The sequence below is a fragment of the Micromonospora sp. WMMD708 genome (assembly GCF_049315245.1).
Taxonomy (GTDB): Bacteria; Actinomycetota; Actinomycetes; order Mycobacteriales; family Micromonosporaceae; genus Micromonospora; species Micromonospora wenchangensis.
Genome location: NZ_CP186060.1, coordinates 1,112,565 through 1,138,268 on the forward strand (window position 1 = coordinate 1,112,565; position 25,704 = coordinate 1,138,268).

The window sequence follows — 25,704 nt, forward strand, 5'->3', positions numbered from 1 at the left end:
CACGTATATGCGAGGTGTCTCAGACCTTTTTTACGCGTCCTTCCCGGCTTCGGGAAGGACGAGTCTCCGCCGTTCGCGGTCAGTGGTTGCGTAGCCACCTTGTCTGCCATGGGTCTGGGTGAGCCAAGCAGGCCGCGGCCCGCCCGACCTGCGAACGTCCGAACGGACGTCAAGGTCCGCTTGGCGTGGCGGGACCAGCGGTGGCCACTCTCCGGTGGGCAGGCCGACGGCACGGGGATGGTTATCGGCCTAATCTATGCCGAGTTCGCGCAAGGTTTCATCGATTACCTTGTCCACATTCAAGGCGCGGCGGCGTGCGAGATCATGAAGTTCTTCAAGAGTCTTGTTCCAGGGTGAGGGATTGTAAGTGTCATCACCGCGAGGCTCGAATCCACATTGCAGGAGTTCGACAACCTCGCCCTCGCTGTTCAGTAGGGTCAATGTTCCATTCCAGTCGCCGTCGCTGTCGAACTTCCCCTCAATCCAAACCGACGAGCTGCGGCCGGAGTGAGAGAAGCGATTGCCCCGATCGGTCGTTGACCACTCCACTTTTGCTTCCCGCGTCCTCGTTAGAAGCACTTCTGCCAGAGTGATCATGCGGCGTTCGATATAGCTAAGCTCGGTCGTCATGACGCCACACCTTCATCCTGCACCTGTGTCGAATTCTCCCCTAGCCATATGTGCAAATTGTCGCACACGTCCCTTATTGCCACTCGCGCCTTTGTGCATGCTTTTGCCAAAGGTGTAGTGCTGTTCTTGGTGAAGAGGGATGTGTCTGCGCTCGCCGCAAGACTAATGCTCTGAGCCAGTTTCACCAGAAGGTCGCCCCTGTCCGGATCTGCTTTCATGAGTAATCCCTGAACATGGCCTGCGTGAATTCGCCAATTATCAAGAAATCGCCGGGCAAGTGGTGCACTCTGGGCTTCGATGGCGGCGTCCAACTCTGAGGCAATCCATCTCAGTTGCGGTATGAGGACCATTAGCTGATTTGTTCTCAGTTGGCTCTGAGTTCGCCTGACTGCCTCTTGGGCGGCCTTCGCTGCCGTTGTTGCCTCGGCTGCTTGACGCCAAGTCAACCGCAGTCCCCACAAGGTTAGCGGTACGCCCGCCACTGTAAGGAACAGTCCAACCCACTCGAACCACTCCAAATGGTACCAAGCGTGCGTCTCGGCCAGAGCAAATGACACCTGGGAATGATAAAGCTTGCGGCTCAGCGACGCGGGCAAGGGGTGACCCTCGACGAGGGTATCTGGGGTAAGGTGGGACAAGATACCTAAATCCTCATCAACGGTGCGAGGCTATATAATTCGATGCCAAGTTGCCGCCTCATGCCTGCCACGAGCCGACGGCAGCTTGATGGCCCCACGAGCAGCTCTACGCGAGCCGATCGGGTGGGAGAAGTGCCTGTGTGCCCGGTATGAGTGGAACCTGCTCCGCGCTCTCGTTGGTCGGCTAGGTGGGAAAGGCCCTTGTCTCGGCGGCTGGCCCGCGGCCGACCCTACCGCTGCCTCCCTCCTTGTAGGCGCATGCGGCAGCCGGATGGGTTTCAGGCTTCGTGTTGGGAACGCACTATCTGTGCCGCCCCAGCGTGGGCAGGCCGCCGCTAACTGTGCGGACAGACGAGCCCCGCTGCCGGACTCGATCGTGCCGGTCTGAATCCGCGAGGGTGGTGGCGCCCGAGCGTCGTTGAACCGGCGCTCGTAACTCGCGACGTCGCTGATCCATGCTCATGCGCTCCTTCACCTCCTCGCGCAGGCGAGCGCACTCATCGCATTGTTTTGTGCGTCGCTTCAACTTGTTCTTGACCCGCCAGGCAGTGCTGACGTCTGCGCCGCACAAAGCGAGGGAGGCGGACTGTGTTGGCACCAAGGTGCGGTGCGCGATCATCCCGCGACGTCCGACGTCCTTGGAGGGCACCACGGCCCAGCCTGATCGAAGCGATTCCATGGAGCGACTCTATGTGCCCGCAACGTAGCTTGTGGTAAGACTTCCGGTCACTTTTGAGGCTGCGACCGGAGGTGTTGTGGCGTGCCGTTGGTCCGACGTGAAGGTGCTAAAGGGGGGCGTCGGATGCCCCGTGAGGGCAGCATGGTGGCGGAGAGACGCGACCTAAACGGTGCCTCGAAATATGTGGCCCCTGTGCCACGCGAAGTAGGGCTCTCGTTCGGGGGACCACCAGTCGGTTGTCCTCTGGGTCAATACAGTGCCGCAGTGCGCTGCGACCGCGGGGGTAAGCGCTACCTGTGGGCTGATGTCGATGGCGCCTCCTGGCTGTACCGTGATGAAACCGTGTTCGTAAAGGCTGTCGCATCCGAGGACGCAGGCGAACATTGCTACGTTGTCGTAGTCGAGCTTCTCGGCCTCTGTGCACTCGGAGCGCTTCTTGATGTGGGCGGCGACGAGGAACTGTGGTGGTAGTTCACGACCGCAGAGCGCGCACGCCGTTCCGCCGATGTCACGGAGGCGTCGCTTGAGCTGGGCCTGCTCCCGGCGGTATGCGGCGAGGCGGCGGCCGTCGGGATCGCCTGGGAAGTCCTTGATCGCCTTTCGCAACTCGTCCGGGCTGGCTGGGAGGCTATCGGGACCGCTGGCCGCCGTGGCCGACGATCCTGCGGCGAGATCGACCGCCAGCCGAGCCGAGCTAGAGGAGTCGTAGCCGGGGACGCTGAGACGGAGCCGAATCCGCTTGGTGCTGTTGCCGGGGCGTTGGGCGGTGGGCGCTTGCCCGATCGTGGTTTGAGCGTTGGTCAGCCTTCGTCGGAGCCTGTGAGGGTCGGGAACATCGACCAGACGAACAGGCTCGCTGATCAGGCTACGGCTCGACTCGGGAAGTAGTTGGGTGCGCTGCGAGTCGACGATTGCTGTCTCGATGACAGCTCGGTGGTCCTTGAGACGCTGCAAGATCAGTTCTAGCGCGGCCCGATAGTCAGTGTTTCGGGCCGCTCTACCCGTGGCGCGGCCGCTCATGCTTTCGAGGATCACGGCGAGGTGATTGCCATCGGGCTCTACGGAGAACTCAGCATCGAGTACCTGGCCACGGTCGTCGGTCATTCGCACAAGGGGCACTGTGGCACAGGCGTGCGACGAGCTGCTCCGGTTACCTCTGGTCGGGGAGGGGCTGAACCATCTCCGCATCTCCGCATCTCCGCAAACATGGCTGTGAGCTGGGCGAATGCTTGCGGAGATGCGGAGTGTTGTTGACCGGCCATCTCCGCAATCGGGATTCATCTCCGCACGAGGTTGCGGAGATGCGGAGATCGAGGATCTCTGATCCTCTGATCTCCGCAGCCTGTTTCCGCAGGTGGTGGCGGGTTGGTGCGGCGTTGCGGAGATGCGGAGATGGTTCAGCGGGTTTTCATCCCTCGTGTCGTTCGACCCGGAAGACGGAGCGGTCTCCGCGGTCGTTCTTGCCGGCTCGGATGACGTGCTCGCCCCGCCATCGTCCGGCTTGGCCGGTGAGAAGCCGGCCGAGTTGCAGCGGGTTGGGTAGGCGACCGTTGTGGGTGGTGATGAATTGGCCGTCCCACGGGTCGTGGGCGTCGGTGCCGAGGTGCATGGGTTCGGCGTCTTGGCGGAGTTCGGCGGCGGTCATGGGCCTGCCGCCGTGGCGGTCGTGCCAGCAGGTGAGAAACGCGCGCCAGCGCGTTTCGTCTTCATCGATCTCGCGGATGTCGGCGGCGTTGGTGAGGAACCCGTCGATGCCGTGGTGGTGGAGGAACCCACCAAGGGCTTGCGCCCAGGGGGTGAACTGCCGCATCGACAACCCGCCCACGCGCGGTGCTCCTCGGCGGGTCCAGTCGAGAACAAGCACCAGGAGGTGCCACAGGACGGCGAGTTGGTTGGCGGGGTCGGTGATCCATTGGTCGAGGTGGGGGATGCCGAACCCGCGTTGGTCGCGTAGTTCGGGGCGGGGCATGTTCGGGTCAAGGTGCACCCGCACGGTGCGGCTCGCCATGTCGCCGCCGACCTGGAGGTTGTTGCCGGTGGCCATCCAGAGCCGGTCGTTGACGGTGGCGACGTTGCGCGACGCGCCGAGCTGCCGGTCGGACCAGACACCGGAGGTGACGAGTTGGGCGAGCACCGGGGAGTCGATGACGGTTCCCTCGGCGAGGTTATCCCAGATCACCACCCCGATTTGCTCGGCCAGGACGGCGGTGATGGACTTGCGGAGTTCTTCATCGGAGTATGCCCAGGTCATGATGCGTTGGCCGTAGAGCATTCCGGGGCCGGCGGTGAGGATCGTCTTACCGCTCGACGGCATGGTCGCGTCGATAAGCGCGAACGGGGTAAGGGAGCGGGTGAAGTGCCGCAGGATCGGCGTCGCCAGCAGCGCGACGTAGTTGGCGCGGTCGGCGGCGGACGCCCAAGGAAAATCGCGCAGGAACCGGCCGAGCAGGAACGTACGTGCCTCGTCCACCTGTTCCAGGGTCGGCCGGTCGGGCACGGGCGGTAGGGCGACTTTGGAGGCGAGGTAGAGGCCGGTGGCGGGGTCGTAGCCGGGCTGCTGCAACAGGGTGCCGTCGCGACGCAGCACGGGGGCGCCGATGATTCCGCGCAGTGGTGGCACGCCGGGCCAAGTCTTGCCGGCCAGGACGGAGGAGAGGATGTCGCGGGGCGGGGTCACTTCGTCTTCGAACATCTCGGGGTTGCCGGTGTCACTCTTGCGGGTCTTGACCCGGTAGACGTAGGCGTGCTCGGCGAGGAGTCCGGCCAGGGCGGCGGGGTTGAGCATGCTTGCCGACACCGGGAGGGGGGAGTCTTCGTCAGCGGCGGTGGCCAGGCCGCCGGAGACGGCTTCCATGTGCACCAGCGACCCGGCCGCCACGTAGGTGTCGGGTAACAGGCCATCAACGAGCGCGGCTTTGAGCACGCGGATGGTTTCGGGGCCGGAGCCGATCTGTAGGCGGGTATTCATGCGGCAGCCCTTCCCGTGTTGGCCAGGTGGCGGGGGTTGCGCGCTCCGGCGCGCAGGCCGGAGGCGATCGTGCGGGCGACCTCACCGGCCGGTAGACCGAGCGACAGCGCAGCCGGCTCTAGCACGGCGGTCACGTCGTCGTCGGTGAGCGCGCCCCCGGCGGCGAGTTGGCCGAGGGCGATGGCAGAGGCGAACAAGGCGTGGTTGCGTTGCCCGTCGGGGGCGGCGGTCAGGTGCGCGACCTGGCTGCGGATCGCGGCGGCCAGGTAGGGACCGCGTCGGTTGGCCGGCAGCGCCAAGGCCACCGATCGGTGAGCGGGTCGCTCGGCGGGGGCGAGGAGCCCGGCGAGCCATTCGGGCAGCGGGGCGGGGTCGGTGTCAAAGTCGACGGTGTAGGGGCGGCCAGCGGCGGTGGAGCCGGCGGCGACTACATAGCCGCCGTGGGCGCGGGTGTCGACTTTCCATCCGAGGCCACCCCGGTCGCCGATCGTGTTGCGCAACTCGGGGCCGCTGGGCGGGTGGCGGTAGTAGAGGTGGCTTCCGCCCCGGCCGGTGGTCACGGTGTACGTCGCGTCGATGGTGCCGCCGTGGCGGTCGGCGAGGGTGGTGAGCACACCCAGGCCGTCACGCGTACCGGCCCATGCGGGGGGTGGGGTGTCGTCGGCGTTCTTCGGCACGTCGAGGTCGACCACCAGCAGTCCAGAGGGGCCGCAGGCGATACCGACGCCGTAGGGACGGGCGGACCACGCCCGGCGGATGCGGTCCGGGTCGCAGGTGGCGCGGGGTTCCCACCCGAGGTGCCGGCCAGCGGTGGCGCAGCGCGGGTCGCGTGCGGTGCAGTGCTCAGCGGTGTGGTCGGGGAAGGCGGGTCGCTTGTCGTCGGGGCGCAGCGGGAAGACGTGCCATCCGCGTGCGGCGTGGCGGAGGGCGGCGGCCAACAGGTCAGGGTCGGGCACGAGGTGACTTCCTTCCAAGGAACGAGTGGGGGCGGGTTGCCGGCAGAACATCGGCGTCGAGTCGGGTTCGGGTTGGCCGGTGATCGAGGCCGGGGTGTGCGCAGGGCAGCGCGGGCCTTGCAGATACGGGCGCACATCCCCGGCTTGGCCGCAGTGGCGGGCCGCGGTGCCGATCCAGTACCGGCAGGTTGGCGGCGCCATTAGCTGTGCGGGTAGCGGACGCTGATCAGGCGACCGATGTGTTCGGCGGCTGCGGGGACGACTGCGTTGCCGAGGGCTCGACGTCGGTCCACCCCGGAGGGAACCCCATAAGCCACTCGACCCACTCGGGGTTCGGTGGGCCACCCAGTGCGTCGCCGAGGTCCACCGAGGTGTGTGAGGTCGTCATCCGGCGCTGCAGGGCCTTCTCGCTGAGTCCGCCCCGGGCACCGTCCTTCGCCTTTGGTGTGGGCCAGGACGAACAGGCGCTTACGTGGGTGTGGCGCGCCCATCTCGCAAGCTGAGATGTAGCCGGCGCGGGCTCTGTATCCGAGCCGATCGAGGTCGCGGAGAACATCGGTAAGGCCTCGTGTTCGCAGACCGGGCACGTTCTCGCCGACGACCCAGGTAGGGCGGACTGCGGCGATGACTTCGGCCATCTCGGGCCAGAGCCATCGCGCGTCTTTCTGCGCCAGTTTGCGGCCCGCGTCGCTGACCGGCTGACAGGGAAATCCGCCAGCGACCACATGAACAGCGGGGCGGGGACGGGATCGCCACCACCTGGTAGCGGTACGGACGTCGTCATGGCGGGGCACCTCCGGCCAGTGGCGAGCCAACACGGAACGGCAGAACGGGTCGATCTCCACCTGACCTACGACTCGCATCCCGGCCCGTTCTAGGCCGAGGTCGAGGCCGCCGATGCCAGCGAACAGCGACAGCACATTGAGTCCAGTCATGGCGTTGCCCGCCTCGAACGGGGCTTGGCCGCGATGGCGGCGCGGGCGATGGTGTGTCTCAGGTCGTCGAGCAGTCCGACCAATTGGCGGCGGGCGGCAAGCTCCGTCGGGGCGAGTGCGATGCGGACGCGCACTTCGGCGTGCTCTCGCCCTGCGGCGGTCCGCACGCGCACGAGGACGGCGCGGGCGCGACCGGGCAGGTCGACCAGGATCTCTGCCGATCGGTGTTCGCCGAGGTTGCAGCGGTGGCCACGGGCGCACCATCCCGTGTGACCAGGGCGGATCACGGGGTCACCTCGTTGGCGATGCGGAGTAGTTCGTCGGCGTGGCAGGGCTGGTCGAGTGGGCACCAGCAGGCCAGGGTTTTGCCGGCCAGTTCGGCGCGAACAGCGGCGGCGTACTCGGGGTGCTCGGCGACCCATCGCCGGAACAGGGCGACCGCGCCGGCCCGGCTGGCGCGGGTGTTGTCGGTGCCGAAGCGGTTGCCCCAGCGGGAGGGGCGGCCGACGTAGACGGCACCGGTGGGCATGCGCCATCCGGCGGTGCGGCGGCGCTGGATACGGCGGGCGGTCACTGGTTGCCTGCCCGGTACTCGGTGCGGATGTGGTCGATGAGTCGGCGGCCGGTGCGGACGCGGATGCCGGTGCCGTCGCAGCGGGGGCAGTCGCGTCGGGTGCCGATGGTGGTGCGGTGGGAGCGCCGTCCGTGGCAGCGGCGGCAGCGTCCCCATGGGGACACGGCACACACGGCCAGGTATGACGCTGCGTATACGAGGGCGGCAAGGCTAGCGAGCAGGGCGATGGGGACCACGAAATGCCTCCACAGGCCGGATCAGGGGCGCAGAGGGCCGTCGCCGCTAGTTGTTAGGGCGCTGGCCAGGTTTGGGGTGGGCTGCTAGCGGGGGTGCTAGGTCTAGCGGGGTGTGCCGCTAGACCTAGCACCCGATCGCTGTCCGGGTTAGGCGGCTTTGTCGCCTCGCCGCTTGCGACGCTCCGCAGCCGCATCGGCGATGTCGGTCCGGTCGATGCCGCGTCGGTTCGCGCCCTTGCCGGTGGCCGGGTCGGTGCCCCACACCTGCCCGGTGGTGATCCCGTAGGGCTTGAGGGCGGCGGTCAACTGGTCGCGGGTGAGGTCGCCGTAGGCGTCGGGGTTGAGGTCGGCGAGGCGTTCGGTCAGCGTCTCGGCCCATACCTTCGGCTCCGTCGCGGGAACGACGGTGAGGATGTCGTCCAACAGCGTGTCCCGCCGTGCCGCCGGGGTAGCCGGGGTCTGCCCGATCGCGTGGCCGGTGAGCGTCCCGGCGGCTTCCCGCAGGGTGCGTGCCCGGTCGGTGATCTTCTCGGCGGTGGGGCCGTCGACGTAGAAGGTGCGGACGATCTGGGCGTCGTCTGCTGCGCCGACGAGGTAGCCGACGCCCTTGTCTTTCTTGGCGAACATGGTCGCCCGGATGCCGTTCTTGTACGCCGACGTGCCCAGGATCATGTCGTTCTCGATCTGGCCCATGACCCGCAGGCAGAACCGGGTACCCGCGTTCGCGGACACCCCGGTCGGCAGGCTCTTGGCGTCCGGCCGCTGGGTGGCGACGACGAGGATGACGCCCAGGGCGCGACCGAGCTTGATGATCTTCTCGGCCAGTTCGCCGGCTTCCTTGCCGAACTCCGGGTGGGAGAACAGTTCCTGCACTTCGTCGAGGGCGACCACGAGCCAGTGAAGGCCGAGCTTGCGCCGTCGGGCCAGTTCGGGGGTGACCTTGTTGTCCGGGCACACCGCTTTGGGTAGGCCCTTGATGACGGCGGCGCGGCGCTGGCATTCCTTGCGCAGCTCCCGCAACGCCAACAAGCCCTCTTCGGCGGTGTCGTCGTCCTGCCCCGACGCGTACCGGGCGGACACCTTCTCCAAGGGGTCGAGGCCGCCGGTGCCCTTGAAGTCGAAGCACCACAGTTCCGCGTACGGGTCCAGCGCGGCGGCCAGCAGGGGTACCTGGGTGGCGGCGGTCTTGCCGTAACCCGGGATCGACCCGATCAGTAGGTTGGTGTAGGGCAGCTCGAAGGAGATGACCCGCCCGCGTGGGTCGGTGCCGAACGGCACCGGCCTGCCCAGGTCGAACCCGCCGGACGCCTTGAGCAGCGGCCAGGGCTTCGGCGGGGTCGCGGCCATGTCCTGATCCCCGACCCAGAGCAGCAGCCGGCCCGGGTGCACCTCCGGTTGTCCTTCCGGCCAGACGCAGCCGAGGGGGCGGGTGAGGCCGGCGGCGAGCCGGTCACGCCGCTCGATCACATCTCCGGCGGTGACGCCGGGCGGTAGGTCGATGTCGGCTCGCCAGCCGGGGCCGTCGCGGGTGATCGGGGCGGTGAACGCGATGGCCCGGTGGCCTTGCTTGGCGATGGCCTGGGTGATGCCGGCGATGCCGAGCACGGCCAGGGCGCGCACGACCACGTCGGAGGTGAGCCGGGCGACGCGGGGGATGACCACGGCGGTGTCGAGCAGCGGCTTGTCGGCCGGCTGACCCAGCAACCCGCACAGGGTGACCAGCATGGCCAGTACCGCCCACCGGGCCCACAACGGGGCCAGGGCGACGGCGACGCCACCGGCCAGGGTGACGGCGAGGGTGAAGGTGGCGATGATGCCGCGCCAGCGGACGCGCCGGTCACGTTGCTTGGACAGCTTGAGGTACAGCTCGCCGTCGCGGGTCTGCGAGGTCGACTGCCGCAGGTGCTCGCCTTCCCAGTCGAACAACCACCGGGTACCCCTGGACACCAACCGGGCCGCGCCGGCCGGGGCGCGCAGGGCGAGTTTCCCGACGTACTTCGGCAACCGGAGGGCGTGGTAGCCGGTGGTGTGCAGCAGATGCCCCACCGCCCACCGCATCACGTCGGCCAGCTCGGCGCGGGAGCGCAGCCAGGCGGGGAGGATCGGGCGACGCTGCCCGGCGCGGGCGGCGTCGAGGGTGAACCGCGGGGACCGCTGGACGTCTGGGGAGTCGACCAGCACCGGCCCGCCGTCGTCGGGGTCGGGGGTGGTGGTGCGGGCGGTGCGGGCGGCGTCGAGGTCGACCACGTTGGTGTCGGGGGTGTTGTCGGTCAGGTCGCGTTCGGCGGCTCGCCAGTCGAATCGGTCGTCATCGTGGGGGGACGTCATGGTGGGTGTTCCTCCGTGTGAGGTTGTGGCAGTGGTGAGGGCCGGCGGCGCGGCGCGGGTTGGTAGCCAGGTGGCCGCGCCGCCGGGCGGGCAGGTCAGTTCTTGACGGAGATGCGGTTGCCGCAGTCGCCGCAGGTGGCCTGGGTGCGCTGGTTGGTGGCGGTGATGTCGCGCCAGTTGGTCTCGTTGCCGCAGGCCGGGCACCACAACTGTCTGCCGCCGCTGGTGATGCGTCCGGCGCTGCCGATCGAGATGCTTGCCATCAGTGGGTCTCCTTCCGGCTGAGGGTGATCAGGCGGCGAACAGGGCGGCGATGAACAGCCAGGCGATGTGCCAGGACTGATCGAGGGCGTAGGCCCCGGTGCCCAGTGACGGGTTGTCGTCCCGGCCGGGCCGGGGAGCCCCCAGGGCGTAGAAGCGGGCCGAGCCGAGAGCGGCGGCGATGCGCTGCAAGGGGGTACGTCGGTCGGCGATGTAGTGGGTGACCGCCGAGATGGTCAGCCCGACCGCCACACCGGCCGGGTCGAGGCGTAGGCCGGTGCCGGCGATCAGGAACACCAGGGCCAGGCCGGCGGTGAGGGTGTAGGTGGTGACGTGGGTGGCGCAGGCGATGCGGCCTGCCCAGCCGGGGCGGCCCTTGCAGTCGGCCTGGTGCTGGGTCTGCACCCAGTGGTCGGCGACCTGGTGGGCGACGTAGAGGGCGACGAACACGGCCGCGAACGTGGCAGCGCGGGTGCCGGTGGGATCTGCGAACATGGGTGGTCTCTCCCGAGGTCGATTGGCTGAGGGGTCGAGGGCCGGCGGCGCGGCGCAGGTTGGTAGCCAGGTGGCCGCGCCGCCGGGCGAAATCAGTCGTGCGTACGCACCAGGTGCGCCAGTGCCGCGCCCATGCCGAGGACGGCGACCGGGAGGCAGGCCACGGCGGTGGTGATCCACCACGGGGCCGACGTCACGCCGGCCGCTTCGAGCAGGTGGTAGGCGACCTGGCCGAGTGCGCCGACGGCGAGGGAGCCGAGGGCAGACCACTTGGCGAACCGGCGGGCCGGCTCGGGCACCCGCCCGGACAGCCAGATGTAGAGGGCGTACGCGCCGTAGGTCTCCACCCCGATCGGGAGGGTGATCGCGGAGTTGATGGAGAACCCGTCGGCGATGCCGGGCAACGGGTGCACCACCCCGAACCCGGTGAGTCCGCCGAGTCCGACCCACCCGGACCAGATCGCGACGAACGCGGGCAGAGCGAGCAGGATCACCGGCCACGCGACGGCGCGGCGGGTCGGACGGATCGTGATGTTGGTGCCCGGGTCTGCGACGGGTGCAGGCTGCGCGGTAACCGGCGGCGGGGTGTCGTCGGCGGCCGGCGGCGGGTCCGCCACCGGGGCGGGGCCGACCGGATCGGGCTCGGTGGGTTCGGCCGGGTCCGTCGTCGGGCCGGCGGGATAGGCGTCCGTCGGCGGCGCGGACACCGGGGGCCGGGTCAACTCGGCGAGGATCGCGTCAGCCTTCGGCCCGCCCACCCGCAACTCCTTCTTGATGCGATTGCGGGACGGGATCGTGCCGAGTTGGGCGGCCAGGTCCCGCGCAGCGGGAACCAGTTCCTCCACCGGCTTCGGGAAAGCGGACAAGGTCGGGGCAGTCACGGGGGTGTCCTCCTTGGTCAGTGGTCGAGGGCAGCGGTGAGCAGGCCACGGTGAGCAGGGAACACGTCCCCGCCGTGGTGATGGCGCAGGTGCTCGGCGAGGTGTTGGTAGGAGCGGGCGGGGAGCCAGGTGGCCTGGCGGGCGTCGTCGCGGCCGGTCACCTCGGGCAGAGCGGTCCATCCGTGTCCGAGGTCGATACGGACCGGGACGGTCACCATCCACGCCTCATCCGACGCGCGCGGGTCCGGCACGTACCGGGCCGGCAGAGTCTTGACCCACGGGTCGGTGGGGTCGGGGGTCAGCCCGGTTTCTTCGGCCAGCTCGCGGAACGCGGCGGCGGTGGGGTTTTCTCCGGGGTCGACGTGTCCGCCGGGCAGTGCCCATCCGTGTCCGTCGCCGCGTTCGATGAGCAGTAGCCACCGCTGCCCGTGAACGTCGGTGGCGGTGACGATGGCGTCGGCGGCCAGGGCCTCACCCCAGTGACCGAGTTCGTTACGGCCGTACCGGATGCCGGTCGGCGCGTACGGGTTGACCGGGCGGCCGTCCACGAGGGGGAACGGGAGGGCGGCGGCGGCTCGCCGGGTCGTCCAGTCGATGCGGGTCGGGTCCATCTCCGGATCGGCCCACGACGCCCCGGCGGTGATGCCGGCCAGGACGGACGGGTGGGTGAAGGTGCGTGCGGCCATCAGGCCACCGCCGGCAGGAACTCGGCCGGGGTGTCGGTGGTCGGCTCGCAGCAGTGCAGCCGTACCCGGACGCCGCGCCAGTGGCCGTGCACGTTGGTCAGTACCTTCGGCACGTCGTCACGCTGGTAGGGCTGGCTGTGCCACTGCTCGACCGGCAGGCGCATGTACCGCGCCCACCGGCGCAAGTCGACGTGGGTCGGGAAGTCCAGTTCCAGCCCGAACGAGTCCGATACCTCTACCTTGGCCGGTAGCGGCAGCGCGTTGCGGGCCATCGCGTCAGCGACGGTGAACAGGACAACGGGAAGGCTCGGCGGGTTCTTCACCGTGGGCCCCCCTACGCGGCCTGGCTCGACGCGGCACGCGCGGCCAGCAGCGCGCGGGCCTCCCGCAGCACCCGCTTACGCGCACGCCGTACCCGCTGCCAGTCCAAGTCGGACGGGGACGGGTCGGCGCACAGGATCGTGATCTGCGCGTCGAGAAACAGCACCTCGGCCTCGATCAGCGGCAACTCCTGCTCGATCTCGGCCAGCTCGGCGGCGCTCGGCCCGAACTCGGGGGAGTGGTTCGACTCAGTCACTTCGTGTCCCTTCTGACTGATCCGGCGCTCTTAGATGTGCGCCTCTGTTGCGCAACAAGGTAGCGATACGCGGGTCTGTTGCGCAAGGGGGTAGCGGTATGTTGGTCCGATGAGTGATGCGCGAGACGAGCTGTCAGCAGCTACGAGGCGGTACCGGCGTACCGAAGCTGCTCATGAAGCGGCACGCGAAGCGGTGGTTGCGGCGGTGGTTGCGGCGCTCCGTGACGGCGTCGGCCCGGCTGAGGTTGAGCGGCTGTCGCCGTTCAGCGGTGCCTACGTTCGGAAGCTTGCTCGGGAGCACAGCGTCCCGCCTGCTCCTCCGGGGCCGAAGCGGGCGGCCCGATAGCGGTCACCCGGCGGGCCGCAGCGTGTGGTTGCTGGCGTCCACCAGGCCGTACGTCAGCGCGGACGCCTCCATGTCGTCGATGGCGCGTGCCGGGATCACGAAGCGTCCCCGGACCTTGATCGCGGGGAACTGGCCGGCGTGAATCGCCCGGTAGAGGGTTACCTCCGACATGCCGAGGATTGCTGCGGTGTCCGCGACGGACCGGAACCGGGGGCGATCGTTCTTGGCGGCGAGGGGTTCAGCCACGGGAGTCTCCTCAGTAGTCTGTGGTCGGTGTTCCGTTCGGCTTGCTGAGGCCAAGTGAAGTCGAAAAGGAGGGGAACGCCCATGCAAACCCAGTGCAACGCGCGGCAATCCGATGCAATCCGCAAGCTCGGGAGACCACGGTGGCGACGGTAGACCGGTGGACAGGAAATCTTGCCTGCTCGCTGCAAGCTGCCGCCGGAATGACGAACGAGCGGTTCGCGGGGTGGCTCGGGATCGCAACAAGGACTGTCGCGTACTGGCATAGTCGACCCGAAACCGTTCCTGGGAATGCCAATCAAGACGTGCTGAATGCCGCCTTGGATCGTGTATCGGATTCGGTTCGTTCCCGGTTCCTCGAAACGCTCAGCGGAGTGCGTCGGGAGGGAAATGCAGGTGGCGGTGGCAGCGTTGTTGCTGTTGTGAGTGATGCTGCCGAATCGGTCGCCAATGATTCCCTGCTGATGAGCCTTGCACTGCCGAACGACTCTATCGACTCCTTGCAGGAAGACGTGACGTTGCTCGCCCGATCGGGAGGCATGGCAGCCTTCGACGTGTTCAGCAGCGCTCGCCGGTTGCGGGACGAGGCAAGGGCTTTGGTCGAGCGCACCCGTCGACCTGTCGAGTTGGCCGACCTCTACGTGGTCATCGGCCAGAGTGCTGCCCTGATGGCCTCCACCGCCTTTGACCTTGGGCACTGGAACGAGTCGGCGGCCCTGGCCAGGGCATCAACGCAGTACGCCGACCTGGCCGGGCACGCGTCGTTGAAGGCATGGACCTACGGCCTGCAAATGACCCTCGCCAACTGGCGCAATGAGCCTGATTCCGCCCTGACTTACTTCGCTCGCGCCATGCGGACGGCACCGGAAGGCGAGCCGAGACTGAGGCTCCGCTATGTCGCTGCCCGCTCTCACGCCCTGCTCGCGGACTCCGATTCAGTCGCGGCTGTCCTGGAAGCGGCCCAGCGAGACAGGGACGCGGCAGCGGACCGACCCGACGAACTTGCCACCGTTACCGGCGGGGAGTTCGCATTCGGCGACGCGCGGGCGGCGGCATGCGCGGCGGCGGCATGGCTCGACCTCCGCAACGGCGAGCAGGCCGCGAGGTACGCCCGAGAGGCGTTGCAGGTGTACGAGGCGTTGCCGTCGCCCAGGCGGCCGTACTCGCAGATCAACGGAACGCAGATCGACGTTGCCGCTGCGCACCTCCACATGCGAGACAAGGACGGTGCGGCCGACGCGCTGCGTACCGTCCTGGACCTGCCGCCGCAGAAGCGCAATGTCTCGCTGACCGGTCGGCTGTCGCGGATCGAGCACATGCTGAGCCAGTCGCCGTGGGACCGCGACGCCGACGCGCGCCAGCTCGCCGAGCGCATCGCGGCGTGGCTGTCGGAGACCTCAGCCCGCCCGCTCACCTGACCGGTGCCAGGCGGCCAACACCTGCGCTTCCTTCTCCGGGCTGATGCCGATCTCGGCGGCCCGATCGTGGTTGCTGACCTCGCCGCTCTCCACCATCCACCGCCAGGTATCGCGGACGGTCAGGGAGAGCGGCCGGCAGCGTAGGCCGGCTGTCTGCGCCTTGGCGGTGTCGACGCGCCAGACGCCGTCGAACGTGCGCCAGAGCGGCAGCTCGGACCACTGCCGGACGCCTTGGCTGAGCAACACCTCATCGGGCACCCAGTCGAAGGAGGCGTCCGCCTGGGTCGTGTGGGCGCAGTCCGCCAGTAGCCCCCCGAAGGTGGCACCGTCCTGCGGTGCGCAGACGTTGAACGCGCCCGAGAAACCTTCGGTGATTGTGTGGAGTGCGAACGCGGCCAGGTCGCGCACGTCGACCGGCTGAATGGTGCGGTCGGGGGAGCCGGGGGCGAGAACGTTCCCACCGGCAGCCACGCGGCGCAGCCACCACGGCAGGCGGCCGACATACTCACGCGGGCCGAGTACGACACCGGGGCGCAGGATCGTGGTCCGGTCCGCTCCGAACGCGGTGACGGCTGCTGCCTCGCAGCCGGCTTTCTGGTAGCCGTACCGGGTCGGCCCGTCCTCGGTGTCGGTGCCGTAGTCGGGGCCGGCGTCGGGCGGGCAGTAGAGCAGTTCGGACTGCTCGCTGAGGGGCTTCAGCGGCCAGTCTCGGTAGACGCTGAGCGTGGAGATGAAGACGTAGCGACTGGCGACGGGAGCGAGCGCTTGGGCCACGTCGAGGGTGTTCCTCGGTACGTATCCCGAGGTGTCGACCACGGCATCCCAAGTGCCGACAGCGGCCAGGGCGGCGACGTCCTCTGGTCGGGTTCGGTCGCCCCGAATGGGTCGTACGGCCTCTAGGAAGGGGTCGGAGGTGCCTCGGTTGAACGTGGTGACCTCCCAGCCAGCATCGATGGCAGCCATGACGATCGCATGGCCTACGAACCAGGTTCCGCCGAGCACCAGCAAACGCATGGGCCCATCATGCCGAGTCGGAGTGGGGCCTGAGCGGCAGAGGACGTCGACAGTTAGTCTACAAGTGCTCATAAATACGGATAAAATGACTTAAAGCGGCGCTCGCCCGCCTGCTCTCCTCAGAGACCAGTGGGGGTCGATCATGTCGCCCGATAAGAAGGCCCGCAATGCCCCAGGCCGGCCGGAATCACCCACAGTTTTGCCTCCTGGGTGGTGCGAGTACTGTGCTTTCGTGGCAATCAGGCGGGTGCGGTCCGAAGTTGATCGCAGGCAATTCGGTCATGTTCGTGTCTGGCGCGAAGACTTGGCTGCCATAGTCAGTACCGTTTCCGAAGTGGCGACAGACATTAAGCTCGCCACTGGCGACTTCATGTTCGACTCCGTAGAAGACCTCGCGGAGGTGAAGTCAGGTAAGGTTGATGTCTTTGTGTTGACTGCCGCAGCCGGCAATATCAAGTTGAAGCTGGGTCTGAAGGTGGCCAATCTCGCAATAACCGATCCTGATCTGAGAACTCGCGGGATGGCAACCGAGATCGAGAGAATTCTTCGAATGAGAAAGCGCCGAATTCGCCACTTGCTGCCCTATGTGGTCTTCGTGGGGTTGGGAATTTTGTCGGGCTGCGCTGCGATTTTGGGGGGAATCCATCCGACGATATTCTTCGATGAGGAAAAGAGTGTCAGCGCACTTGGTTCTTCGGTTTTTGGGGGATTGTTGGGCGTAGGCTTTTCTCTAATGGTGGGATTGGGTATGTCTTCCATGCCGAAAAACTCCGCGATTGTCCATACTCAAACCCATGAGCAGGCACCCCCATGGGGAAAGCGTAACAAGGATGCCTTGGTGACTAACGCAATCGTCAGCCTGGTGTTCCTCGTCATTGGCGTCCTCGTTGGCTACCTCTTGCCGAAGTAAGTGGCGCTTAGCTTTCAAGTCGTATCTGGTCCTTAGGAGGTCGACGGCGCGGCGGGGCGTGTGAAAAGTCGAGAGGTGTTTCCTGTCGCTAGGTCGCAGGGTATATAGGATGAGGGCACCGCTTGATCTTTAAATGCTGGAGTCGCCGTTATAGATGAGGGCCCGAGACGGTCGCCCGACGACCTTGGGTGACGTTTACCAAGCCCTCCTCCGTTAGCAGCGCCATGGCTCGATGGGCAGTTCCGACCGAAACGCCATGCGCCGAAGCCATCTCGGAAACTGCCGGGAGTTGGTCGCCGGCCCGCAGCCGACCGGCGGTGATCTGCTCGCGCAGCTCGGCGGCAATCCTCTGATACGGACTGTTCGCCACCGTGCGCTGCGTGGGCGCGACCGGGCGCGGTGGCATCCGAGCGGCCAGCGTCCCGGCCGCACGTTGGTCCGATTCCGATAGCCAGGCTGCGTAGACCCTGAGCGTGGTTGTCCCGCCGCCGCCATGACCAAGCCGGCCGGCGACGGTCCGCACGTCAACGCCCGCGTTGATCAGCTCAGTTGCCGAGTAGTGGCGCAGGGCATGAATGTGGCTGGTGATGCCGAGTCGGGCGGCGAGCCGCCCGTACCGCTGGGTGATGGTGTCGGGCCGGTAGCCACGGCTGTTGTCCGGCTCGGGGGAGAAGACGTAGTCGGCGGGATCGGCGTCCGCGTCGAGCTGGGCCAGGCGCTCGACATACCGGCCCCGCAGCTCGCGCAGCACCTCGATCGTTTCCGGGTCGAGCGCTACCCGCCGCTGCTGATGCGTCTTGGTGTCCTTCTCTTGCAGCGCGCCGTGTTCGTCCAGGTAGGCGCTGCGCCGCAGCGTCAGCACACCGGCAGCGAGGTCGAGATGCTGCCAGCGCAACGCGCACAGCTCGCCCCGCCGGGCACCCGTCGTCATGGCGAGCCACACCAGCGCGCCCCAGTCCGGATCGCGCCACGACTCGTTGATGATGCGCGCGGCATCGGCCGGGTTCGGCGGCTGCGGGTCGGGGTGCGGCGGTGCGGGTGGTTCGGCCTGCCCGGCGGGGTTGACGGCGATCCAACGCCACCGGACGGCGCGACTGAGGGCACCACTGAGAATCCAGTGGATCTGGCGCACTGACGACGCGCTGAGCGGCTTGCAGACGTGCGGTCGGCACTTCGCCGTGCAGGTGTGCTCGCCGTCGATGCGGTGCTTTACATACGCCTTGCCGCCGCACCAGTCGCGGCAGCGGCGCAGGCTCGCGTAGAACGACTCCAACGTCTCGGCGTCGAGTCGGCCAACGGGCAACTTGCCGAGCACCGGCCGTACGTGCTTGTTGAGCTTGTTGACGTACCCCATGCGGGTGGTGGCCTCGATGTCGGCCACCTCTAGCCACCGGTCTAGGAGTTGGTCGAGCGTGGCGCGGGTGCGCGGGTTGCGTCGCTCGTCCACCTGGGCCAGCAACCGGGTACGCGCCTTCTCGGCTTCCTTGGCTGCGGTGCGGCCGGCGGGGATGACCTCGGTCAGGTAGTGCCGTTTGCCGCTGATCGGGTCGACGCCCGCATAGACCTTCACGCGCAGTGACCCGCTGGGGAGGGTTTCGATCTCGCCGCGCTGGCGCTTGCTGCGTCCGTTCGAGGCTGCCACGGGGCCACCGTAGCGCGCTCGCACCACGAATAGCCCCACGCGAGCTGGTGAGAGGAGGAAAGTACCTGTGCGCCCGGCAGGATTCGAACCTGCGGCCTTGGGATTAGAAGTCCCCTGCTCTATCCGCTGAGCTACGGGCGCGCGGCGTACGTGTCGCGCCAAGAGGGTACCGCCGACCCCCCGTCGTACGGCGGAACGGGTCGCATCCGGACACGCGTGATCAGCGTCCCACGGCACCCCCGATCCGGGCACCCCTCTTCCGGCCGGCGCGGCGGGCCGTACCCTCGGGTCCGTGCTGCTGGAACCCGACGCCGAAGACGAGGTCGCCTACGAGCTGTGCCAGCTCCTGGGCCGGGCCATCCTGCCGGTCGACACGGCCGGTGACCCGGGCACCGCCTTCTTCCTCGGCCATCCGGCCGGCGAGTTCCTGCTCACCGCGGACGTGGTCGCCGGGCGGGCGCAGCGGCTCGGCCTGCGGCCCAGTATCACCGAGCCGGCCGGCGTGGCCGACGTATCGCTGCCGCTGGCGGATCTTCCGGCCGGCTGGAGCCGGGACGCTCGGCTCGGCGTGGCGGCCCTGCCCACCGGTGAGCTGCACGGGTACGCCGCCGGGCGGGGCTGGCGGTGGCGGGTGCAGCCGGTGCCCGCCGCTGTCGCCGTGACGGCGGACGATCTCGACGCGTTGGGTGCCGGGCCGGTCACCGCGATCGTGCTGGCCCTCGGCGTCGGCGACGACGGCAGCCGACCGTTGGAGGTCGCCGTCGAGCGGGCCGTCCGCGACGGCGATCGGCTGCGGATCACCGCCGCGCTCCCCGCCGGCTACGTCGGCGCTCCCGTCTTCGGGGTACGGCCCGACGCCGCCGGGGAGATCGGCCTGCGCTGCCTCGGCGTGCTCCTGCCCGCCGACGACGCGCCCAGCGACGAAGTGTCCAGCGACGACGCGCCCAGCGACGACGCGTCCGGAGGCGGACACCCGGTGGCGACCCTCGACCGCGTGCTCGCCGCCCTGCCCGCCTCCTGACCGTCCCTCCCTCTGGACGGTTACCGCTACATCGGCTCAGATGGGTCGAGCCCGGAGCCGAATGCCGCTATGTCGGCTCAGGTGAGTCGATCATGGGGAGTGGGCGGGGCTGGGGCACGGTCCCGGCCGTCGGAGCGGAGGAGGCGGGAGGGGCCGGAGTGGAGGAGGCGGAAGGGGGCGGCCCGGACGAGGCGGGCGGGGTCGGGCCGGCACCGAGGAACGCGTCGGCCCACCGGCCCACCTCGGTGAAGACCCGTTCGCGTACGGCGGGGCCGGAGAGGACCAGGTCGTGCTTGCCGCCGTCGAAGCGGGCCACGGTCACGTGCCGGCCGAGCCGGGGCGCCCAGCGGACCATGTGCTCCACGTCCAGCACCGCGTCGGCCAGGGCCGCCGAGTCGTGCCAGCGGGTGCCCCGGAAACTCCGGGTCGAGCAGGCCACCAGCACGGGGACGGGAATGTCCAGCCCGGCGCGGAGTTGCCGCTGGGCGCTACGGATCGCGGCCAGCCAGCCGGCCCGGACGGGGAACCCGGCGAGCGGCTTCCAGGCCAGGTCGTACGTCCACTCGCCGCGATGGTCGGCGTGCAGGCTCTCGCCGTACACGGTGCCCAGGCCGAAGGGGAGGATGCGATGCGGCGCGCGACGGCCCAGCCGGGAGACGGCGGCCGCGAGGGGTCGACGGACCAGCCAGGGGGCGTTGAGGTCGAAGAAGGGGCTGTTCAGGACGAGCCCGTCGACCGCTGCGGCGTCCCGGCGGGCGTGTGCCCAGAGCGAGATGATCAGGCCACCGGTGGAGTGGCCCATGGCGAGCAGCGTGTCGTGCCCGGCCTCGTCCCGGATGATCTTCGCGGCGGCGTCCAGTTCGGGGAAGTAGTCGCTGAGGTCGCGGCAGAAGTTCGGGGTCTGGTGGGGTAGCAGGCTGCGGCCGTACTTGCGCAGGTCGAGGGCGTAGAAGTCCCAGCGGCGCTCGGCGTAGAAGTCGGCCAGGTGGGTCTGGAAGAAGTAGTCGACGAAGCCGTGCACGTAGAGCACCGCCCGGCCGGTCGGGCGCTCGGCGCGCCGCCGGACCAGCGTCGCGACCACCGGACCCTCGTCGTCGGTGCCCAGGTCGATCGTCTGCCGCTCGTACGGCGGCCCCAGCACGTCCTGTTCCACGACCGCGACGCTACGCCCGCAGGCTACCCGGCGGTAGCCCCCTGGGTCGGCCGGTCGTGGTGGACGGCGTCGGCGCGGGCCGCGCGGTGCCGGCGCCGGGCCGTTCCCCTCCGGAGGGGAACGGCCCGGTGGTCGGTCAGACGGCTTCGGCGTCCACCCGGCCGGCGGAGTCGTCGGCGTCGAGATCCGGCGCGGGGGTGGGCTGGGCCATCTCCCGGATGTGCTTGTTGTGCCGGGGCTCCTGCTTGGTCTTGGCGTCGTTGAGCTTGCGGCGCAGGTCGTCCCGGGCGTCGTTGAGGGCGGCCCGCAGGTCCTCCTCGCTCGACGTGGTGACGATCTTCTGCCGGCCGGCGATCCAGCACTCCAGGGTGACCTTCTGCCCACGCGCTTCCCGGTCCTTGACCGACACCTCCAGCTCGGTGGCGTCGGCGTGGAAGGCGGCCAGCCGGGCGTCCAGGGTGCCGAACTGCTCGACGATCCAGTTGCGGTCGCCCTGGGAGAAGCCCGCGCCCATCCGCAGGCACTCGGCCACGGTCGCCGGGTTCGCCACCGCGCTCATCGCCGCACCTCCCGCTCGGTGCGGACGGAGCCGGTCGTACGCAACGGGGTCCGAATCATCAGCGTTGCCTTTCTCGTCGGACGTCGTGCCTGGTGGTGCCTGGGTGATCAACTCTTTACCCAGCCGGGGTCGACCTCACTCCGGGTGACGCCACGTTCGGCGGTGTCGTCATGACCCGAGGGGTGGGGTCGGCCCTGCCACCTGATCTTCGCGCCGGCCGGTCGGGCCACCCAGGGCCTGATGGCCTAGCACACCGGGACCTTGATCAGGTGGTCGTCCACAGGCGCTCCGGTTGTCCACAGGACGGGGGTCGGGGCCTCGCCCCGCCGTGCCGTACCGGCCAGGCTCGGTCCCGAGTCGACTCGCCACCGCATCCACAGGCCCCTGGGAGGGGACGATGTTCGATACCTACGTCACGATCGTCGGCAACGTGCTGACCGCGCCGGAATGGCGTCGTACGGCACAGAGCAACACCCTGGTCGCCAACTTCAAGGTGGCCTCGACCGCCCGCCGCCTCAACCGGGACAGCGGCCGGTGGGTGGACGGCAACAGTCTGCGCGTCCGGGTCAACTGCTGGCGCAAGCTGGCCGAGGGGGTGGCCGCCTCGGTCATGGTCGGCGATCCGGTCGTGGTCGCGGGACGGCTCTACACCCGCGACTGGACCGACGACGCCGGCAACCACCGGGTGCTCTACGAGTTGGAGGCGGTCGCGGTCGGGCACGACCTGTCCCGGGGCCGGTCCCGCTTCCTGCGCAACCGGCCGAGCATGGCCACCAGCACGGTGGAGGACGCGGCGGCGGCCCAGCGGGTGCACGGCGAGCCGACCGAGCCGGTGCCGGCCGACCAGGTCCCCGCCGTGCCCGACGACCGCCCGCTCGACGACGACTTCGACCTGTCCGGCTTCGGTCTCCCGCGCGCCGGCCACGAGCTGTCCGGCAGCGGGTACGTCCCGCCGGCCGACCCGTTCGACGACGAACCCGACGAGGAGCCGGTCCCACTGCCCGACGCCGAACCGGCGATGCCGTCGGGCGGCGGGGGCCGGCCGGGCGGTGAGGGCGGTCCGGGTGGTGGGGACCGGCCGGAGGGGGAGAACGATCCCGGTGACGGGGGGTCGGCCGGTGCGGAGGGCACTGTCGTGCCGACCCCGGGCGAGGTGGCGCTCGGTCCGGCGGGCCGGGCCCGGCGTGGCCGGGGGCGGGTACCGGTGCCGGCCTGAGATCGCCCCACGGGTGCCCGCACCGGGTGGGGGCGCGCTCCGGAACCCGTGCCGGGGAAGGGACACGGGAGCCGGTTCGTACGGACGGGGGCGGGGTGGCGACGGCGACGTGGTCACCCCGCCGTACGACTAGGCTGGCCGGCCGGAGGTGGTGACGGGTGGGGCGACGCACAGCGACGGCGGACACGGTCGGGCTGCTGGCCGGGTATGCGCTGGACAGCCTGCTCGGCGATCCTCGGCGTTGGCATCCGGTGGCCGGCTTCGGCCGGGCCGCCGGTGCCCTGGAACGGCGGGTCTACCGCGCCGACCGCCGGGCGGGAGCGTTGTTCACCGCCGTCGCGGTGGGCGGGCCGGTGCTGCTCGGGGCAGCGGTCAGCCGGGTCACCCGGCGACACCCGGTGGCCCGCGCCCTGGCCGTGGCCGCCGGCACCTGGACGGTGCTCGGCGGACGGACCCTGCGTCACGAGGCGACGGTGATGGGCACGGCCCTGCGCGCCGGTGACCTGCCGGCCGCCCGGCACCGGCTCGGGCACCTCTGCGGCCGGGACCCGTCCCGGCTCGACGAGGGCGAGCTGGCCCGCGCCACCGTCGAGTCGGTGGCCGAGAACACCTCCGACGCCGTCGTCGCGCCGCTGGTCTGGGGCGCCCTCGCCGGGCTGCCCGGCCTGCTCGGCTACCGGGCGGCCAACACCCTCGACGCGATGGTGGGGCACCGCTCACCGCGCTACGCCCGGTTCGGCACCCCGGCCGCCCGGCTCGACGACCTGCTCAACCTGGTGCCGGCCCGACTGACCGGGCTGCTCACCGTGGCCGCCGCGCCCACCGTGCACGGCGACCGGGAGCGGGCCTGGCAGGTCTGGCGTCGGGACCGCAACGACCACCCCAGCCCCAACGCCGGGCAGTGCGAGGCGGCCATGGCCGGCGCGCTGGGCGTCCGGCTCGGCGGCCGCAACGTCTACTTCGGGCGGTCCGAGGTGCGGCCGTTCCTCGGCGACGGCCCACGCCCCGAGGCGCGGCACCTCAAGCGGGCCGCCCGGCTCTCCGGCACGGTCGGCCTGGCCGCCCTCGCGCTGGCTGCCGCCTGGCCGACGACCGGGGGCCGGCTGGTCGCCGCCGCCGGTTCCGCGCTGTGGGGCGGGGGGCGGGGTCGGTGAGCGGCGGGCTGCTCGTCGCGGGCACCACCTCCGACGCGGGCAAGAGCGTGCTCACCGCCGGCATCTGCCGGTGGCTGCACCGGGCCGGCGTCGCCGTGGCCCCGTTCAAGGCGCAGAACATGTCCAACAACTCCGCCGTCGTGGTCGGCCCGGACGGGCGGGGCGGCGAGATCGGGCGGGCCCAGGCGATGCAGGCCGCCGCCTGCGGTCTCGTCCCCGACCTGCGGTTCAACCCGGTGCTGCTCAAGCCCGGCAGCGACCTGGCCAGTCAGGTGGTGCTGCTCGGCGAGGCCGTCGACACGGTCACCGCCGGCAACTTCCGCACCCTGCGTCCGAAGCTCGCCGAGACGGCGTACGCGGCCCTGGCCGAGCTGCGGACGACCTACGACGTGGTGATCTGCGAGGGCGCGGGCAGCCCCGCCGAGATCAACCTGCGGGCCGGCGACTACGTCAACATGGGGCTCGCCCGGCACGCCGGTCTCCCCACGATCGTGGTCGGCGACATCGACCGGGGTGGCGTGTTCGCCTCGATGTTCGGCACGGTGGCCCTGCTCGACCCCGCCGACCAGGCGCTGATCGCCGGCTTCGTGATCAACAAGTTCCGGGGTGACCTCGGGCTGCTCCGCCCCGGGCTCGACATGCTGCACCGGGTGACCGGCCGGCCCACCTACGGGGTGCTGCCCTGGCACCTCGACCTGTGGCTCGACGCCGAGGACTCGCTCGCCTACGGCCGGGTGCTCGGCCGGCCCGCCGCCCCGCACGGCACCGACTGGCTCGACGTGGCCGTGGTCCGGCTGCCCCGGATCAGCAACGCCACCGACGTGGAGGCCCTCGCCACCGAACCGGGCGTGCGGGTCCGGCTCACCGTCGAGCCCGCCGAACTGGCCGCCGCCGACCTGGTCGTCCTGCCCGGCTCCAAGTCGACCGTCGCCGACCTGGCCTGGCTGCGGGAGACCGGGCTCGCCGAGGCCGTCACCGCGCACGCCGCCGCCGGCCGGCCGCTGCTGGGCATCTGCGGCGGCTTCCAGATGCTGGCCACCGCCATCCACGATGAGGTGGAGAGCCGCCGGGGCAGCGTCCCAGGCCTGGGCCTGCTCCCCATCGAGATCACCTTCGACCCGGTCAAGACCGTCCGCCCCGCCGTCGGCACCGCCGCCCCCGCCGTCCCGGTACGCGGCTACGAGATCCACCACGGGTACGTCTCCACCGCCGACGCGGACCTGCCGCCGCTGCTGCACCACGCCGACGGCCGGCCCGAGGGCGCGCGGCTCGGCGCGGTGCACGGCACCCACTGGCACGGCGCGTTCGAGTCCGACGAGTTCCGCCGCCGGTTCCTGACCGAGGTGGCCCGGTCGGCCGGTCGGCACGGCTTCACCGTCGCGCCGGGCACCAGTTTCGCCGCCGCCCGCGAACGCTCCCTCGACCTGCTCGGCGACCTGGTCGAGGAGCACCTCGACACCGCCGCGCTGTGGCGGCTCATCGAGAGCGGCGCTCCCACCGACCTGCCGTTCATCCCACCCGGCGCCCCACCGACGACCTGACCATCCGGTCCGCGTCGGCGGGGCACCCGGTCCGCGCCAGCGCCGGCCGGAAACCGGTCCGCGCCCGCACCGGGCCGGGCCGGCCACGCTGAGCGCGCCCGCCGTCCGCGTCGGGTCGGGCCGTCCGTCGCGCCGGTCGTCAGCGGCGCACGTCGGCGGGCTGGTCGGACAGCGGCAACCCGGCCTCCAGCCACGCCTGCACGCCGCCGGTCATGTCGGTGGCGTTGCGCAGGCCCAACGCCTGCAGGCTCGCCGCCGCCAGACTGGAGCTGAAACCGTGCCGGCAGGCCACCACGATCTCTCGGTCGTAGCCGGTCGCCTCGGGGATGCGCCACTCGCTGGCCGGGTCCAGCCGCCACTCCAGCACCGTCCGGTCGATGACGATCGCGCCGGGCAACTCCCCCTGCTCCCGGCGTTGCCACCCGGTACGCGTGTCGACCAGCAGCGCACCCGCCCGTACCGCCTCGACCGTCTGCTGAGGACTCAACCGGCGCAGCCCGGCCCGGGCCTGTTCCAGCAGGGCGTCCACGCCGGGACTCATCACGTCATTGAGCACGTCCAGATCATGCCCCCGCACCCACCGTGTCGCCCGACGAACCTCACTCCCGACGGCGGAACCAGGCTCACGGGGGACACCCACTAG

The 25,704-nt window shown here is 69.8% G+C and carries 26 protein-coding genes and 1 tRNA gene; 6 read left to right on the forward strand and 21 right to left on the reverse strand.

What is annotated here, in order from left to right; all coding sequences use genetic code 11:
- Positions 1 to 249: 249 nt before the first annotated feature.
- The 15 genes from ACN260_RS05120 to ACN260_RS05190 all read right to left on the reverse strand — a co-directional run bounded on the left by ACN260_RS05120 (position 250) and on the right by ACN260_RS05190 (position 13,436).
- Positions 250 to 630 carry a hypothetical protein gene (locus tag ACN260_RS05120; protein WP_422754923.1) on the reverse strand — a complete coding sequence of 127 codons (381 nt, stop codon included), beginning with the start codon at positions 628 to 630 and terminating at the stop codon, positions 250 to 252.
- Positions 631 to 2,109: 1,479 nt separating this feature from the next.
- Positions 2,110 to 3,051 (reverse strand): hypothetical protein, encoded by a 942-nt coding sequence (locus ACN260_RS05125; RefSeq protein ID WP_422754924.1) that lies wholly within the window; start codon positions 3,049 to 3,051, stop codon positions 2,110 to 2,112.
- Between the two features lie 304 nt (positions 3,052 to 3,355).
- Positions 3,356 to 4,915 (reverse strand): hypothetical protein, encoded by a 1,560-nt coding sequence (locus tag ACN260_RS05130; RefSeq protein ID WP_422754925.1) that lies wholly within the window; start codon positions 4,913 to 4,915, stop codon positions 3,356 to 3,358.
- Positions 4,912 to 5,871, reverse strand: a complete 960-nt coding sequence (locus ACN260_RS05135; protein WP_422754926.1) for a bifunctional DNA primase/polymerase — start codon at positions 5,869 to 5,871, stop codon at positions 4,912 to 4,914. The genes ACN260_RS05130 and ACN260_RS05135 overlap by 4 nt, the downstream gene beginning before the upstream one ends.
- 200 nt (positions 5,872 to 6,071) lie before the next feature.
- Complete coding sequence (locus tag ACN260_RS05140) at positions 6,072 to 6,806, reverse strand: DNA cytosine methyltransferase (protein WP_422754927.1); 735 nt, start codon at positions 6,804 to 6,806, stop codon at positions 6,072 to 6,074.
- Entirely contained in the window at positions 6,803 to 7,093 is a 291-nt protein-coding gene (locus tag ACN260_RS05145; RefSeq protein ID WP_422754928.1) for a hypothetical protein, read from the reverse strand. Before ACN260_RS05145 ends, ACN260_RS05140 begins: the two co-directional genes overlap by 4 nt.
- Complete coding sequence (locus ACN260_RS05150) at positions 7,090 to 7,380, reverse strand: DUF4326 domain-containing protein (protein ID WP_422754929.1); 291 nt, start codon at positions 7,378 to 7,380, stop codon at positions 7,090 to 7,092. The genes ACN260_RS05145 and ACN260_RS05150 overlap by 4 nt, the downstream gene beginning before the upstream one ends.
- 383 nt (positions 7,381 to 7,763) lie before the next feature.
- The gene (locus ACN260_RS05155; RefSeq protein WP_422754930.1) at positions 7,764 to 9,944 is read right to left on the reverse strand and encodes a cell division protein FtsK; all 2,181 of its coding nucleotides are present in this window, start codon (positions 9,942 to 9,944) and stop codon (positions 7,764 to 7,766) included.
- Positions 9,945 to 10,039: 95 nt separating this feature from the next.
- Positions 10,040 to 10,207: a hypothetical protein gene (locus tag ACN260_RS05160; protein WP_422754931.1), complete on the reverse strand. Its 168-nt coding sequence runs from the start codon at positions 10,205 to 10,207 to the stop codon at positions 10,040 to 10,042.
- A gap of 28 nt (positions 10,208 to 10,235) precedes the next feature.
- Positions 10,236 to 10,700, reverse strand: coding sequence for a DUF3307 domain-containing protein (locus ACN260_RS05165; protein ID WP_013735514.1), 465 nt, complete (start codon positions 10,698 to 10,700; stop codon positions 10,236 to 10,238).
- A 92-nt stretch (positions 10,701 to 10,792) separates the two neighbouring features.
- Entirely contained in the window at positions 10,793 to 11,581 is a 789-nt protein-coding gene (locus ACN260_RS05170; protein ID WP_422754932.1) for an ABC transporter permease, read from the reverse strand.
- 17 nt (positions 11,582 to 11,598) lie between these two features.
- Positions 11,599 to 12,267 carry an NUDIX domain-containing protein gene (locus ACN260_RS05175; protein ID WP_422754933.1) on the reverse strand — a complete coding sequence of 223 codons (669 nt, stop codon included), beginning with the start codon at positions 12,265 to 12,267 and terminating at the stop codon, positions 11,599 to 11,601.
- Positions 12,267 to 12,590, reverse strand: a complete 324-nt coding sequence (locus ACN260_RS05180) for a hypothetical protein (protein ID WP_422754934.1) — start codon at positions 12,588 to 12,590, stop codon at positions 12,267 to 12,269. The genes ACN260_RS05175 and ACN260_RS05180 overlap by 1 nt, the downstream gene beginning before the upstream one ends.
- A gap of 11 nt (positions 12,591 to 12,601) precedes the next feature.
- Positions 12,602 to 12,844 carry a DUF6284 family protein gene (locus ACN260_RS05185; protein ID WP_422754935.1) on the reverse strand — a complete coding sequence of 81 codons (243 nt, stop codon included), beginning with the start codon at positions 12,842 to 12,844 and terminating at the stop codon, positions 12,602 to 12,604.
- A 349-nt stretch (positions 12,845 to 13,193) separates the two neighbouring features.
- Positions 13,194 to 13,436 carry a helix-turn-helix domain-containing protein gene (locus ACN260_RS05190; RefSeq protein WP_013735510.1) on the reverse strand — a complete coding sequence of 81 codons (243 nt, stop codon included), beginning with the start codon at positions 13,434 to 13,436 and terminating at the stop codon, positions 13,194 to 13,196.
- Positions 13,437 to 13,576: 140 nt separating this feature from the next.
- Between ACN260_RS05190 and ACN260_RS05195 the strand changes: the two genes are divergently transcribed.
- Positions 13,577 to 14,851: a hypothetical protein gene (locus tag ACN260_RS05195; protein WP_422754936.1), complete on the forward strand. Its 1,275-nt coding sequence runs from the start codon at positions 13,577 to 13,579 to the stop codon at positions 14,849 to 14,851.
- Here the strand turns inward: ACN260_RS05195 and ACN260_RS05200 are convergent.
- Positions 14,831 to 15,865 (reverse strand): NAD-dependent epimerase/dehydratase family protein, encoded by a 1,035-nt coding sequence (locus ACN260_RS05200; protein WP_422754937.1) that lies wholly within the window; start codon positions 15,863 to 15,865, stop codon positions 14,831 to 14,833. The two genes, ACN260_RS05195 and ACN260_RS05200, sit on opposite strands and share 21 nt — an antisense overlap.
- A gap of 232 nt (positions 15,866 to 16,097) precedes the next feature.
- On the opposite strand from ACN260_RS05200, the gene ACN260_RS05205 reads away from it, so the two are divergent.
- Complete coding sequence (locus ACN260_RS05205) at positions 16,098 to 16,775, forward strand: hypothetical protein (RefSeq protein WP_422754938.1); 678 nt, start codon at positions 16,098 to 16,100, stop codon at positions 16,773 to 16,775.
- A gap of 148 nt (positions 16,776 to 16,923) precedes the next feature.
- Here ACN260_RS05205 and ACN260_RS05210 read toward each other — a convergent pair whose 3' ends face one another.
- Together ACN260_RS05210 and ACN260_RS05215 are read right to left on the reverse strand one after the other, a co-directional pair.
- Positions 16,924 to 18,417 carry a tyrosine-type recombinase/integrase gene (locus ACN260_RS05210; RefSeq protein ID WP_422754939.1) on the reverse strand — a complete coding sequence of 498 codons (1,494 nt, stop codon included), beginning with the start codon at positions 18,415 to 18,417 and terminating at the stop codon, positions 16,924 to 16,926.
- A gap of 68 nt (positions 18,418 to 18,485) precedes the next feature.
- Positions 18,486 to 18,558, reverse strand: a tRNA-Arg gene (locus ACN260_RS05215).
- 151 nt (positions 18,559 to 18,709) lie between these two features.
- Between ACN260_RS05215 and ACN260_RS05220 the strand changes: the two genes are divergently transcribed.
- A complete protein-coding gene (locus tag ACN260_RS05220) occupies positions 18,710 to 19,438 on the forward strand; it encodes a hypothetical protein (RefSeq protein ID WP_422754940.1) in 729 nt (242 codons plus the stop codon).
- 67 nt (positions 19,439 to 19,505) lie between these two features.
- Here ACN260_RS05220 and ACN260_RS05225 read toward each other — a convergent pair whose 3' ends face one another.
- A complete protein-coding gene (locus ACN260_RS05225) occupies positions 19,506 to 20,591 on the reverse strand; it encodes an alpha/beta hydrolase (protein WP_422754941.1) in 1,086 nt (361 codons plus the stop codon).
- A 136-nt stretch (positions 20,592 to 20,727) separates the two neighbouring features.
- The gene (locus ACN260_RS05230; protein WP_422754942.1) at positions 20,728 to 21,150 is read right to left on the reverse strand and encodes an HPF/RaiA family ribosome-associated protein; all 423 of its coding nucleotides are present in this window, start codon (positions 21,148 to 21,150) and stop codon (positions 20,728 to 20,730) included.
- Between the two features lie 397 nt (positions 21,151 to 21,547).
- On the opposite strand from ACN260_RS05230, the gene ACN260_RS05235 reads away from it, so the two are divergent.
- The 3 genes from ACN260_RS05235 to ACN260_RS05245 all read left to right on the forward strand — a co-directional run bounded on the left by ACN260_RS05235 (position 21,548) and on the right by ACN260_RS05245 (position 25,061).
- Positions 21,548 to 22,366 carry a single-stranded DNA-binding protein gene (locus tag ACN260_RS05235; RefSeq protein WP_422754943.1) on the forward strand — a complete coding sequence of 273 codons (819 nt, stop codon included), beginning with the start codon at positions 21,548 to 21,550 and terminating at the stop codon, positions 22,364 to 22,366.
- A gap of 158 nt (positions 22,367 to 22,524) precedes the next feature.
- Positions 22,525 to 23,520: a cobalamin biosynthesis protein gene (locus ACN260_RS05240; RefSeq protein ID WP_422754944.1), complete on the forward strand. Its 996-nt coding sequence runs from the start codon at positions 22,525 to 22,527 to the stop codon at positions 23,518 to 23,520.
- The gene (locus tag ACN260_RS05245) at positions 23,517 to 25,061 is read left to right on the forward strand and encodes a cobyric acid synthase (RefSeq protein ID WP_422754945.1); all 1,545 of its coding nucleotides are present in this window, start codon (positions 23,517 to 23,519) and stop codon (positions 25,059 to 25,061) included. The genes ACN260_RS05240 and ACN260_RS05245 overlap by 4 nt, the downstream gene beginning before the upstream one ends.
- Positions 25,062 to 25,200: 139 nt before the next feature.
- Here ACN260_RS05245 and ACN260_RS05250 read toward each other — a convergent pair whose 3' ends face one another.
- Entirely contained in the window at positions 25,201 to 25,602 is a 402-nt protein-coding gene (locus tag ACN260_RS05250) for a rhodanese-like domain-containing protein (protein WP_422756623.1), read from the reverse strand.
- Between the last annotated feature and the right edge of the window lie 102 nt (positions 25,603 to 25,704).

Excerpts from the sequence above, each read along its gene's own strand:
- ACN260_RS05120 (WP_422754923.1), bottom strand. The coding sequence starts at position 630 with ATGACGACCGAGCTTAGCTATATCGAACGCCGCATGATCACTCTGGCA.
- ACN260_RS05125 (WP_422754924.1), bottom strand. The coding sequence starts at position 3,051 with ATGACCGACGACCGTGGCCAGGTACTCGATGCTGAGTTCTCCGTAGAG.
- ACN260_RS05130 (WP_422754925.1), bottom strand. The coding sequence starts at position 4,915 with ATGAATACCCGCCTACAGATCGGCTCCGGCCCCGAAACCATCCGCGTG.
- ACN260_RS05140 (WP_422754927.1), bottom strand. The coding sequence starts at position 6,806 with ATGACTGGACTCAATGTGCTGTCGCTGTTCGCTGGCATCGGCGGCCTC.
- ACN260_RS05155 (WP_422754930.1), bottom strand. The coding sequence starts at position 9,944 with ATGACGTCCCCCCACGATGACGACCGATTCGACTGGCGAGCCGCCGAA.
- ACN260_RS05160 (WP_422754931.1), bottom strand. The coding sequence starts at position 10,207 with ATGGCAAGCATCTCGATCGGCAGCGCCGGACGCATCACCAGCGGCGGC.
- ACN260_RS05165 (WP_013735514.1), bottom strand. The coding sequence starts at position 10,700 with ATGTTCGCAGATCCCACCGGCACCCGCGCTGCCACGTTCGCGGCCGTG.
- ACN260_RS05175 (WP_422754933.1), bottom strand. The coding sequence starts at position 12,267 with ATGGCCGCACGCACCTTCACCCACCCGTCCGTCCTGGCCGGCATCACC.
- ACN260_RS05200 (WP_422754937.1), bottom strand. The coding sequence starts at position 15,865 with ATGCGTTTGCTGGTGCTCGGCGGAACCTGGTTCGTAGGCCATGCGATC.
- ACN260_RS05230 (WP_422754942.1), bottom strand. The coding sequence starts at position 21,150 with ATGAGCGCGGTGGCGAACCCGGCGACCGTGGCCGAGTGCCTGCGGATG.
- ACN260_RS05235 (WP_422754943.1), top strand. The coding sequence starts at position 21,548 with ATGTTCGATACCTACGTCACGATCGTCGGCAACGTGCTGACCGCGCCG.
- ACN260_RS05250 (WP_422756623.1), bottom strand. The coding sequence starts at position 25,602 with ATGAGTCCCGGCGTGGACGCCCTGCTGGAACAGGCCCGGGCCGGGCTG.